Source organism: Pseudovibrio sp. Ad13, assembly GCF_001623225.1.
Lineage (GTDB): Bacteria > Pseudomonadota > Alphaproteobacteria > Rhizobiales > Stappiaceae > Pseudovibrio.
Window position 1 is genome coordinate 263,552 of the sequence record NZ_LMCC01000004.1, and the last position, 11,269, is coordinate 274,820.

General features: G+C 50.7%; 10 protein-coding genes. 7 read left to right on the forward strand and 3 right to left on the reverse strand.

The annotated features are described in order from the left end of the window. Nucleotides 1-36: 36 nt before the first annotated feature. A complete protein-coding gene (locus PsAD13_RS06020; protein ID WP_063317558.1) occupies nucleotides 37-963 on the reverse strand; it encodes a DMT family transporter in 927 nt (308 codons plus the stop codon). Next, a complete protein-coding gene (locus PsAD13_RS06025; RefSeq protein ID WP_208986454.1) occupies nucleotides 963-1,940 on the reverse strand; it encodes a glutathione S-transferase family protein in 978 nt (325 codons plus the stop codon). The genes PsAD13_RS06020 and PsAD13_RS06025 overlap by 1 nt, the downstream gene beginning before the upstream one ends. Before the next feature lie 109 nt (nucleotides 1,941-2,049). On the opposite strand from PsAD13_RS06025, the gene PsAD13_RS06030 reads away from it, so the two are divergent. Then, a complete protein-coding gene (locus PsAD13_RS06030) occupies nucleotides 2,050-2,994 on the forward strand; it encodes a LysR family transcriptional regulator (RefSeq protein WP_063317559.1) in 945 nt (314 codons plus the stop codon). Here the strand turns inward: PsAD13_RS06030 and PsAD13_RS06035 are convergent. Continuing rightward, complete coding sequence (locus PsAD13_RS06035; protein ID WP_063305598.1) at nucleotides 2,958-3,596, reverse strand: TetR/AcrR family transcriptional regulator; 639 nt, start codon at nucleotides 3,594-3,596, stop codon at nucleotides 2,958-2,960. The genes PsAD13_RS06030 and PsAD13_RS06035 overlap by 37 nt on opposite strands. A 298-nt stretch (nucleotides 3,597-3,894) precedes the next feature. On the opposite strand from PsAD13_RS06035, the gene PsAD13_RS06040 reads away from it, so the two are divergent. The 6 genes from PsAD13_RS06040 to PsAD13_RS06065 all read left to right on the forward strand — a co-directional run bounded on the left by PsAD13_RS06040 (nucleotide 3,895) and on the right by PsAD13_RS06065 (nucleotide 11,264). Next, nucleotides 3,895-6,180: a TonB-dependent siderophore receptor gene (locus tag PsAD13_RS06040; protein ID WP_063305599.1), complete on the forward strand. Its 2,286-nt coding sequence runs from the start codon at nucleotides 3,895-3,897 to the stop codon at nucleotides 6,178-6,180. A gap of 69 nt (nucleotides 6,181-6,249) precedes the next feature. Further along, nucleotides 6,250-7,290, forward strand: coding sequence for an iron-siderophore ABC transporter substrate-binding protein (locus PsAD13_RS06045; RefSeq protein WP_063305600.1), 1,041 nt, complete (start codon nucleotides 6,250-6,252; stop codon nucleotides 7,288-7,290). Next, nucleotides 7,290-8,339, forward strand: a complete 1,050-nt coding sequence (locus PsAD13_RS06050) for an iron ABC transporter permease (RefSeq protein WP_063317560.1) — start codon at nucleotides 7,290-7,292, stop codon at nucleotides 8,337-8,339. Before PsAD13_RS06045 ends, PsAD13_RS06050 begins: the two co-directional genes overlap by 1 nt. Continuing rightward, nucleotides 8,336-9,376, forward strand: coding sequence for an iron chelate uptake ABC transporter family permease subunit (locus PsAD13_RS06055; RefSeq protein ID WP_063317561.1), 1,041 nt, complete (start codon nucleotides 8,336-8,338; stop codon nucleotides 9,374-9,376). Before PsAD13_RS06050 ends, PsAD13_RS06055 begins: the two co-directional genes overlap by 4 nt. Then, nucleotides 9,376-10,167, forward strand: coding sequence for an ABC transporter ATP-binding protein (locus PsAD13_RS06060; protein ID WP_063317562.1), 792 nt, complete (start codon nucleotides 9,376-9,378; stop codon nucleotides 10,165-10,167). Before PsAD13_RS06055 ends, PsAD13_RS06060 begins: the two co-directional genes overlap by 1 nt. A gap of 38 nt (nucleotides 10,168-10,205) precedes the next feature. Continuing rightward, nucleotides 10,206-11,264 carry a siderophore-interacting protein gene (locus PsAD13_RS06065; RefSeq protein ID WP_063317563.1) on the forward strand — a complete coding sequence of 353 codons (1,059 nt, stop codon included), beginning with the start codon at nucleotides 10,206-10,208 and terminating at the stop codon, nucleotides 11,262-11,264. Nucleotides 11,265-11,269 lie beyond the last annotated feature (5 nt).

Sequence of the window (11,269 nt, forward strand, 5' to 3'; positions counted from 1 at the left end):
TTGGGAGAGTGGTTGCTGCATCTGAAAGGGCAGTATTCAGGGAGCTCGAAGTTTCGTGAGTTGAATGTGTCCGTTTGTCAGTGCCAGCCCAAAGAACAGAACGGCAATAGCAGCGAAGATGGCCATGCTGATGGGTTCTGAAAACACCAGTGCAGCAACCAAAATGCCTGAAACTGTGGCAAAGTATCCGACTTGGCTGAAGCCAACACTGTCCGTTCTGTCTTGAATAAAGAACGTGAGAGCATAGCTCGCTGCACTGAGAAATCCGATGCCAAGGATGATCCACCAGATGTCCTGGATTGGCTCGACAAGCGCTGGCAGACTATCGCCAAGAAAAAGCAAAGGCAGCAGCAACAGCACTTGTGAGAACATGGTTCCGGTTGCAGTCCCAACTGAGGAGGCGTCTTTGGGATAGGCTTTGTTGCGGTAGATGTTTGCAATTGCCAGCGACAAAGGCATGCCTGTCCCAATCAAAATCCAGATAGGATCAAACTGACTGACTTGAGCACTACTGAGTGTCACAAAACTAATCCCGGCAAGCCCAACCAAAATCCCGACAAGCCGCTGTGTTGCAATCAGCTTTCCATCGACGATTGATGAGAGCACCGCCGTAATCAAAGGCGATAGAGTTACAAGAACAGTCAAAAGCCAGGCTGGAATATGCTGTAGGACTAGGTATGCAACCAGCGAAGGCACTGTGATCCCAAGAAAGCCATTGATGATGTAATACTTGATATGGCGGCGTTTCAGCGAGAGGCTCTCATGCTTCAGATGAAGCAAGAGGTAGAGGAACAAACCCGCCAATAGTAACTGCGCAAATGTTGCGCTCAGTGCTGTGACCCCAGCTTTTGTCACAAGCTTGGCAAGAGCGTAATTAACGCCAACAATTGCGCCGATCAGGATGATGTAACCTGTTGGATTATTGTGCTTTCCAGTTTCCGTATAAGTTGCTTGACGATCCATTAGGCAGCTCCTTTTTGGAAGACACTGGCCTGGTCGCGACCGTGCAGTTTCAGCAGGTCCGACTGCGGGCCAATTGAAACGATACCTGTGGGATTGAGATGACGGTGGCTGCGGAAATAATGCTCCCGCATACGTTGGAAGTTCACTGTTTCTGCGATGCCAGGATACTGATAGAGCTCGCGAAGATATGAGTTGAGATTGGGATAGTCTGTAATGCGTCGCAGATCGGTTTTGAAATGTGTCACGTAAACAGCATCGAAGCGAATAAGAGTGGCAAAAAACTTCCAGTCAACTTCGGTGATTTGAGCTCCTGCCAGATAACGCCGAACACTCAGCCGCACCTCCAAGAGATCGAGAGCATCAAACAACTTGGAAACAGCAGCATCATAGGCACTCTGAGACGTTGCAAAACCAGCGCGATAGACGCCAGAACTCACGTTTTCCTGAATGAAGTCGGCAAGCTCATCTATCTCACTCCGCAGTGCTACCGGATAATAATTGGTGCTTGAGGATGCCAGATCAGCAAAAGATGTGTTCAGCATCCGCATGATGTCCGCTGAATTATTGCTGACGATCTTGTTTGTCTTCTTGTCGACCAGGAGAGGGACCGTAAGCGCGCCAGTGTACTGGGGGAAGGCGCGCAAATAGACTTCAAAAATAAATGTGTCTCTTGGAACACCTGCTGCATCATCAAACAAGGTTTTGTCAATCTGCCATCCCTTATCCCCCATGACCGGATGCATCTCGCTGACAGAAATGATCCCCTGCAACCCCATTAATGATCGCATCACCATCACACGATGGCACCACGGACACGCATGTGATGTATAAAGATGGTAGCGATCTTCTTCCGCAGGAAACTCAGCAGCCACATTCGGTTCTATCCAGTTACGAATATCGCTGCTGATAGGGCGATAGGTTCCGTCACTACTTTTGGGTTTTTCATGCAGTTGCCCATTGATAAGCATCATAGCCATTGGACTGTCCTCTTTTTCTGAAGAGAACTTAGTAAGTTTCCTATTTCACGATAATCACCTAATGTGGAAACTTGTTGGTGAGAAAAAGAGAACGAATAAGACAGGGCGAATGGAACATATAAATGCAATACCCGTTTTCGTAACGGTGGTTGAGCAAAAGGGATTTGCCGCTGCTGCGAGGCAACTCGGCGTCTCAAAGTCAGCTGTCAGCAAGCGGGTTTCTTTGCTGGAGGAACATCTTGGTGCGCGTCTTCTCCACCGTTCCACCCGCAACATTAGCCTGACTGAAGCAGGAGAACTTTACTACGCTCGCGCGGTAGATGCATTGGCTGCAGCGCAGGAAGCAGAAAGTGCAGTTGCGCAGCTACAGGGCAAGCCGAAGGGGCGGTTAAAGATAAATGTCCCAATGACATTTGGCCGGCTACATATAGCTCCTCTGATTCCTAAGTTCCTCAAGAACAACCCGGAAATCAGCATTGATATGATCATGGATGATCGCTTGGTAGATTTAGTTGATGGCGGATTTGATCTGGCAATCAGAGGAGGGCGCCTTCAGGACTCGTCCTTGATCGCTCGAAAAATAACACCTTGCCGCAACGTGCTGGCAGCCTCTCCGGATTATCTGGATGAGTTTGGAATGCCAGAAACCCCGGAAGATCTGCATCACCATAACTGCCTGCATTACGCATACTTTAGTGACCAGCAAGAATGGACGTTAGAGGGTGCAGACGGGCCCATCAAAATCGAAGCCTCTGGCAATTTCCAAGTCAACAATGGCGACGCCCTCACAGTTGCTGTTTTAGGTGGTTGCGGAATCGGTCGACTGACCACCTTTGCAGCAGGTGATTATCTGAGATCAGGAGAATTACGCCAAGTCTTGCCGGAATACATCCTACCAACCCAAAACATGTACGCCGTCTACCCCGCCCGCCAATACCTCCCCACTAAAACCCGCAGCTTCATCGACTTCATCTCATCAGAAATCGGTGGCGATGAACCTTACTGGGATGACGGGCTCTACCCCTCCAACCTCTCAACATCAAACACCAGATAGAGCAGGTTTTTGCACCAGTGCATTACGGTTTTGCGTTCTTGTTCGTCTGCTGTGAGGGCGACGATGTTGAGGCAGGAGACACTGATGAGGTTTTGGAGATAGGCGAGGCGGTGAGGGTTGTTTGGGAGTTGGCGGCCAAACTTTTCCTGGATACGGATGAAGCGTGCCAGAATTTGGTCCATGTGCGCTTCTTCTAGCTCTGACAGTTCTTTGGAGGAATTCATGGAGCGGCGAAGCTGCCAATGGCCTGCAGTGTTCGCTTGTGCATTGATTGCCATTTGCTCAAACATATCATCGATATAGTCCCGGATTGGCTCACTGCCATCATAGCGTGCATCCAGATCATCAAGTCCGGTTAAAGCATTTTCCAGCCAACGACGAAACAGCTCATAAAGAATGGATTGCTTGTTGGGAAAGAAGTTGTAGAGCGACCCCACACTGACGCCAGCACGGCGGGCAATCTCATTGGTGTTGATCCTATCAACCTGACCTTCGCTCAGCATATCCAGCGTTGTCTGCAGGATAAGCTCGATTTTTTCTCGTGAGCGTTGTTGTTTGGCTTTCTTTCGCAAAGCGAGTGATTGCGCGTTCATGGATGGCATGGGCTGGCTGTCCTTTGTAAAGCTCGCTTTCCTGTGTTCTGCACAACAAGATTTCCGGTGGCAAGCCCTTAAGAAACAAATTAGCAGATATACTCACTGAATAACTTGACTTATAAAGTCATATTATCTATTGGAGTCAAAGTCGAGTGATTGCTCAACTTTTTGGTCATTAGATCGGAAGTTGCTGTTAATTCTAAAAGTATTGAAAAATCAAATGATTGAGCTCCAGCCAAATTAAACGTCAAGCCAGAAGCCAGACATCTTTGGAGCGATTATCAGTGGGATAGGTGTTTAAAACATGGGTATCCACTACAAGTCTGCGCTTCTGTCTGGCTCCTCTATTAGCTTGCTGCTGTTTGCTGGAATTGTGAACGCGCAAGAGGCGGGTCCTCCCAATCAAGATCTGGATGAAGTTGTTGTATACGGCTCTTCCGTTGCCGAAGACGCGTTGGCGCCGACCCTAGGTTATGTCCCAACTGAGACAGCGAGTGCTGGCCGTATTGGTTTGCCGATCGAGGAAACACCGCGTTCTGTTTCGGTGGTTTCCTCTCAGCAGATGGAAGATCAGGGCGCTGAATCTATTGTAGATGCGATTTCCTACAGCGCTGGTGTTGTACCTGCGATCTACGGATTTGATCTTCGCTACGATAACTATGCAATTCGTGGTTTTGAAAGCGCTGTTGGTGGGCTTAACTATCGCGATGGGTTGCCGTTGCGAATTTTTGCCTGGGGTGGCTGGAACATTGAGCCATTTGGTGTCGAGCGCGTTGAAGTGCTGCGTGGCCCGTCCTCCGATTTATTTGGTGCGAACCAGCCAGGTGGCCTGGTCAACACTGTCACAAAGCGCCCGCAAGAAGATTTTTCTGCGATTTTGCAAGCAACCTATGGAAACAACAACCGTAAACAACTTGCTGCAGACGTAACGGGCTCCCTCTCAGAAGGTTCTCCAATCAGCTATCGGTTGGTTGGAGTTGGCCGTTTGTCAGATACCCAAGTGGATCATGTGAATGATGACCGGTTCTATTTTGCTCCATCTATTACTGCGAAGCTTGGCGACAACACAAAACTTACATTGCTGGCTCAATACCAGAAAGATTTTCAGGGTGAGAGCTGGCAGATACTACCGCAACATGGGACTCTGCTGCCAAATAGTCAGGGTAGTTTCGACTACGACACATTTGCCGGTGATCCGGATCGCAAAGGGCTGAACCGTGACCAGCATTATGTTGGTTATGAGTTTGATCACCAGTTCGACAATGGCCTTGAGTTCTATCAGCGTGCACGCTTGGCTTATAATAATATTACCTATGATGGTGCCTACAATGGGGGCGCAATAGACTTTGACACGCTTTTAGCAAGTGGGGTTCCGAAGGCTTCGGGGGTTGATACCGTTGTTCTTGTCAAAAACGAAATCGAAGAAACTGGCTATCAGGGATCCATTGATACCGCACTCAAGTTTGATGCCACATTTGGGGCTGTTGAGACGCAAATTATTGCGGGTCTGGACTACTATAAAGGCTATTCCGAAGCTGATTTAGGAAGCGGGTATGCCGGAGAAAAGAACCTCTTTACGGGCCAAATTACAAATCTCCTACCTAGCCTGCCAGGAATTAACGCGGCTTTGTTGAGCGACTATACAGGGTTCTCAGATCAATCAGTTACGCAAACCGGGTTGTATGCTGCAGCAAATTCCAAGATACTTGATAGGTTCCGGCTTGATTTAAATGTTCGTCATGATTGGCTAGAGCGAGACACCAAAGGGCAAAGACCTGAGCCATTTGCCGTAGTGGCGGATGAGCAAACATTTGACCGTGCGCTTACCGGACGTATTGGTCTCTCATATGTGAGTGATTACGGCATCACACCCTTCGCGAGCTATGGCACATCCTTTGATGCTCCTCCTGCTGGAACGACCAAGGAGGGTCGAGCCTTCAAACCGACTTATGCAAAGCAGTTTGAAGTCGGCATCAAGTATGCTCCTACGAGTTTTGATGGTTTCTTCAGCGTAGCCGGTTTTCAAATTACAAAAGATAATGTTCTGACAAATGACCCGAGCCACGCAGGACCTGCGCCAGCGTCGATCCAGGCCGGAGAGGTCAGGGTGCGTGGCTTGGAGTTTGAAGGTGCAATTGAGCTATACAGTGGTTTGTCTGCGCTCGGCAGCTACACCTATCTGGATACTGAAGTCACAAAAGATACAACTTCGTCTCTTTTAGGAAATCAACTTGAGCGCATTCCAGAGCATGCAGGCTCCCTCTGGCTCAAATATGACTTTGCGGAAAATACCTGGTTAGATGGTTTGAGTGTTGCCGCTGGGGCGCGATATCTGGGAGACCGATATGGTGACAATGAGAACGCGATTAAGCTTGATCCGGTGACACTCCTGGATGCGGCCGTGAGTTATGAATACCAAAACTTCAAACTCTCTTTCACAGGCCGGAATCTTGCAGACAAGTCATATATTAGTCATTGCGGTAAAGCGACACTTGCATCGCTTGTGCCTGCAAGTCTGAATATGGACTCCCACAACTGCACATATGGCAAGGGACGTGAGCTGCGGTTGCAGTTGACCAGTACTTTCTAGAGCTTCTCAATCAGTAAATACGGTGATGCCACGGGCTTTTCAGTCCGTGGCTGGTTTTGTGAGAGCGACATGCAAACCATCCACGCATGCATCAAAAAAATGAAGCTGCTGTTGTACTGCACTGTGCAGTTCCTTGCTGTGACTTTGCTGGGCCTTCAGCAGACGACAGCAGCTGAATTTCCAGTGGTGTTTGAGCATCAGTACGGGACAACGACGGTCACTGCAGAGCCCAAGCGGATCGTTTCTGTCAGCTTCATTGGGCATGACTTCCTTCTGGCGTTGGGAGTGAAGCCGGTAGCCCTTCGGCGTTGGTATGGCAGCTACCCGAGTGGTGTCTGGCCTTGGGCGCAACCTGCTCTGGGGGATGCCAAGCCGACAGTCATGTGGGGTGAGATTAATGTGGAGCAGATCGCTGCTCTGAAACCTGATCTGATCTTGGGTTTGTGGTCTGGAATGACCCGTTCTCAGTACAAGATACTCTCGCAGATTGCGCCCGTTCTCGTGCCTGAAGAGCGCTTCGGGGATTACGGAACGCCGTGGCAGCAGATGACACGCACAATAGCGAAGGCTGTTGGGCGTACTGCAAAAGGTGAGCAAGTGGTGCAGGATCTGGAAGCTCGCTTTTCTGCTATTAAGGCACGCAATTCGACATGGCTCGGCAAATCTGCCGTGGTTGTGTGGCCGGGAGATATCGGGGCCTATCCTTCGTCAGATTTGCGTGGGCGTTTCCTGAGCGATCTTGGGTTTATTGTCTCTCAAAAAGTGGAAGCGCTTGTTCGCAGCGATCTTTTTTATGTGCGTGTCTCGCCAGAGGACTTGGATCCGATTGATACGGATGTGCTGATCTGGCTCGACTTTGGCTCAGGTGCCTCCCAAATCAACACTTTGCGGCTCCGACCAACAATGCGCGTCTACAATGAAGGCCGTGAGGTGGTGGCAACGCCTATGATCGCAGCTGCCCTCTCACATTCCTCACCACTCAGCCTGAGCTTTGCTTTAGATCAGCTGGAACCGCTGATCGCAGCAGCGATTGATGGTGACCCGGCAACACCTGTTGCGACTTCAGTTGAGGCAGGCATCACCCGTGCACAGCAAATGGAGGGGCAGTGATGTTTGCTGAAACCGCTCAACGAGTTGGGACTGGTGATAGTCTTGCTCACTCCGGTCAGTCTCGAGGTGGCTGGTCACTTGCGTTTGTAGCCATTTTGATTGCTTTGTCTGTGGTGTCGCTTGGTGCAGGTGTGCGGGCAGTTCCACTCTCGGCAATCAGTGATGCTTTGCTGGCAACTGATCTGAGTAATCCGGATCATATTGTGATTTTGGAAATGCGTGTGCCACGGCTTATTGGTGCGCTTTTGATCGGTGCATCTCTGGCAATGGCTGGTGCGATCATGCAGATCGTAACCCGCAATCCGTTGGCTGATCCGGGATTGTTTGGAGTGAATGCCGGTGCCTCTATGGCCGTTGTGCTCTCCATTTGGGGAGCAGGCATTTCTGCTGCCGGGATGTTCATCTGGCCAGCAATGGCGGGTGCGTTTGTGGTGAGCATTGCGGTGTATGGGCTTGCTAATCTGGGGCAGGGCGGAGCCAGCCCCTTGCGCATGGCTTTAGCTGGAGCTGCTGTCAGCTCGTTCCTTTTGGCATTGGTGCGCGGTGTATTGCTGGTCAGCCAGCAAACGCTGGAGGCCTATCGCTTCTGGGTCGTTGGGTCACTGCAAGGTGTGAAGCCGGAAATCCTACTCCAACTCTGGCCGTTCTTTGCGGTTGGTTTTCTGGCCTGTCTTATTCTCGGGCGTTGGCTCAACGCTTTATCGCTTGGTGAGGATTTAGCGAAATCCCTTGGCACCAAAATGGGCCTTGTCAAAGGACTGAGTTTGTTTGCTGTGGTCTGCCTTTCGGGCGGGTCCGTCGCATTGGCTGGGCCAGTCGCGTTTGTAGGGCTTGTTGTGCCGCATGTTGCACGACGTTTTAGTGGAGCGGACAGCGCTTGGTTGCTGCTGTTCTCAGCTCTGCTGGGCGCGCTATTTGTGCTTTCGGGAGATATCCTTGGCCGAATAGTGCTCGAAGGGCGTGAGTTGCAAATTGGCGTCACAGTGGCCTTGGTTGGTGGTCCGTTCTTCGTCTACCTCATCAGAAAAACAAGGATGATGTCTCTATGAAGTTGCTCAGTCATCATCTCGTCATTCCGCTACCCGGTGGTGCATTGCTCATGCGCAAGCGCAGCGCTGTGGTTGGTATAGTCTTGCTAACACTCAGCCTTGTTTCGGTGATTGCTGCGCTTTGGCTTGGAGCCTATCCCATCGCGGCAAGCCGCATCCTTCCGCTGTTCTTCAGCGGGGAGGGCGGTGTAGACCAGCTCATCCTGCTGGATGTGCGGATGCCGCGTATTCTCGTTGGGGTGTTTGTGGGCGGTCTTATGGGCATGTCCGGTGCAATCTTTCAAGCACTTATGCGCAACCCATTGGCATCACCAGATGTGCTCGGGTTCAATGCTGGTGCTGCGTTTGGTGCGTTATTGACGATCTTCCTGTTTGGATCTGCCGCCTATGTGTTCTGGGGTGCGGTGGCTGGTGGTATGCTGACGGCGCTTCTTGTTGTTGCACTGTCCTGGCACCGCGGCTTGGATCTGTTCCGGTTGATCATGGTTGGCATTGGTATTGGGTTCACCTTGCTGGCATGCGCTGACTTCCTCATGTCGCAGCTTGATGTCCAGCGCGCATCTGACATGGCCAAGTGGCTTGTTGGCAGCCTTGGGCAAGTGCAGCGTGAAGATATTGCCCCTGTTGCTATTGCATTTGTGGCTTTGGGCTCACTGGGCGTTGTGTTGCAGTACTTTTTGGACAGGCTCGCCTTTGATGAGGATCTGGCAACCGGGCTTGGTCTTAAAGTGAATGGACTTCGACTGCTCATGGTTGCTGTTGCAGTGGTGATGACAGCAACAGCTGTCGCGGTTGCTGGCCCAATTCCTTTTGTGGCTTTCGTCTCCGGCCCCATAGCACGTCAGCTTTCCCGTACTCCATCATCAGCACTCATCCTTGCTGCTGGGATTGGCATTCTCGTCACTTTGTTATCTGACACCGCAGCACGCACACTGGTTGCAGCTTTTCAAATGCCGACCGGTGTTTTTACAGCTCTGATTGGTGCGCCCTATCTTATTTGGTTGCTTGCCCGGCAGGCGAAACGGAACCTCATCTAATGCTTGATCCTAAAGAACACACACCGTTAGAGGCCAGGGGTCTTGGGCTTTCGTTTGGATCTCATAGTGTCCTGAAAGACTTTAACCTGACTATTCCAAAGGGGCAGATCTCTGTCGTAATTGGCCCCAATGCCTGCGGAAAATCAACGCTTCTACGATCATTAGCTCGGCTGGAAAAGCCGAGTGTTGGCACTGTATTGCTGGATGGCAAATCCATCCATAAGCAGCCTACCCGCGAGGTTGCCAAGCGTCTTGGTATATTGCCCCAGATGCCTGTCGCGCCTGAAGGTATCACCGTCGGCGATCTGGTAAGCCGAGGCCGCACGCCTCACCAGTCTGTTTGGCGCCAATGGTCCCGGCAGGACGAAGTGGCCATTCAAAATGCGATGGATATGACAAAAGTGACTGAGTTGCAAGACAAGCCATTCAGCTCGTTGTCAGGTGGGCAGCGTCAACGTGTGTGGATTGCGATGGCTCTGGCACAGGAGACCGATCTGCTGTTGCTGGATGAACCAACAACCTTTCTTGATCTCGCCCACCAGATTGAACTGCTTGAGCTGTTGAAGCGATGCAATGGAGAACAGCAGATGACAATCGTTGCTGTGTTGCACGATATCAACCTCGCAGCGCGCTATGCCCACCATCTCATCGTGATGAAGGGTGGGCAGATTGAAGCGCAGGGCAATGCAGCCGAGGTCATCACACAAGACATCATGAAATCAACCTTCGGTCTTGAATGCTACGTGATGCCCGATCCGGTGAAGGGAACCCCGCTGGTTGTTCCAGCTTGATGCCAACAATATTTCGATAAAACAAGACGAGCACTTTGATGACAACCACTGCAACAGAACTTCATAGGATCGAAAGCCTCATTCCCGGTATCGAGTTTGCCAAAGCCATTGAGCTTTTTGCTGCCGAAGCAAAGCTCCATAATCTGACGCTGGAAGAAATTACCAGTTCCCATTACTGCGTGAATTCTCCTGTCGGAATGGTTGAGTTTCTGAAGGCAGATACAGAGGCGAAGCTGGTGATTTCAGCACCATCTCAAGAGGCACTGCATCTGGTCAAAGAGAGTGTCGAGCATCTTATTGGCCACATTGACATAAACATTCCACCTCAGGTGGTCTGGAGCGGGGATTTTACAGCAGGCGTTCACCCGCCCAACTTTCTCGAAGTTCAGGTTGTCAGAACAGCGGCTTTCAGCTCCAATTTCATACGGGTAACCGTTGCAGCGAAGGGAATTGAGCGCTTCTTTGAAGGTGGGTTGCACTTCCGTCTGTTGTTCTCGAAAAATCTGGGTTTTGAAGCCAGATGGCCCTATTGGGATGACAAAGGCCGCACGGTCTGGCCTGAGGGTGATTATGAATTGATGCGCCCTGTCTACACTGTTCGCCAGTTCGATAAGTCAGCACAGACTATCGACTTTGATGTTTTCCTGCATGAAGGCGGGCCGACAGCGGAGTGGGCAGCTCGCGTTAACGAAGGGGACAAGGTTGGTCTGCTTGGCCCTGGTGGCGGGTGGATTCCGGAGGCCAAGTATCTGTTGCTGGCTGGAGATGAAACAGCCATTCCAGCCATCTCACGCATTCTCGAAAGTTCTCCTGCAGGTACGAAAGGTGCGGTGATCATCAGTGTTTCAAAAAAAGGTATGGAAGCACCAATCCCGTTATCTGAGACAATGAGCCTTGAATGGATTTATCGGGATGCTCATGGTCATGACGGATTATTTGATGCTGCAAAACGAGTGGAAATTCCTGAGGTTCAGGAGGCATTCCTCTGGTTTGCTGCGGAAAAGAAAACTGCCAAGAAAGCGCGCAAGTATTTCCGTAATGAAGTTGGTTTCAAAGCCGACAACTGCTACATCGCGGGGTTTTGGGAGGAGGAATAAGCTCT

Coding starts and splice junctions, on each gene's coding strand:
- PsAD13_RS06030 (WP_063317559.1), top strand. CDS start 2,050: ATGGAACATATAAATGCAATACCCGTTTTCGTAACGGTGGTTGAGCAA.
- PsAD13_RS06050 (WP_063317560.1), top strand. CDS start 7,290: ATGTTTGCTGAAACCGCTCAACGAGTTGGGACTGGTGATAGTCTTGCT.
- PsAD13_RS06025 (WP_208986454.1), bottom strand. CDS start 1,940: ATGGCTATGATGCTTATCAATGGGCAACTGCATGAAAAACCCAAAAGT.
- PsAD13_RS06020 (WP_063317558.1), bottom strand. CDS start 963: ATGGATCGTCAAGCAACTTATACGGAAACTGGAAAGCACAATAATCCA.
- PsAD13_RS06055 (WP_063317561.1), top strand. CDS start 8,336: ATGAAGTTGCTCAGTCATCATCTCGTCATTCCGCTACCCGGTGGTGCA.
- PsAD13_RS06060 (WP_063317562.1), top strand. CDS start 9,376: ATGCTTGATCCTAAAGAACACACACCGTTAGAGGCCAGGGGTCTTGGG.
- PsAD13_RS06065 (WP_063317563.1), top strand. CDS start 10,206: ATGACAACCACTGCAACAGAACTTCATAGGATCGAAAGCCTCATTCCC.
- PsAD13_RS06040 (WP_063305599.1), top strand. CDS start 3,895: ATGGGTATCCACTACAAGTCTGCGCTTCTGTCTGGCTCCTCTATTAGC.
- PsAD13_RS06045 (WP_063305600.1), top strand. CDS start 6,250: ATGCAAACCATCCACGCATGCATCAAAAAAATGAAGCTGCTGTTGTAC.
- PsAD13_RS06035 (WP_063305598.1), bottom strand. CDS start 3,596: ATGCCATCCATGAACGCGCAATCACTCGCTTTGCGAAAGAAAGCCAAA.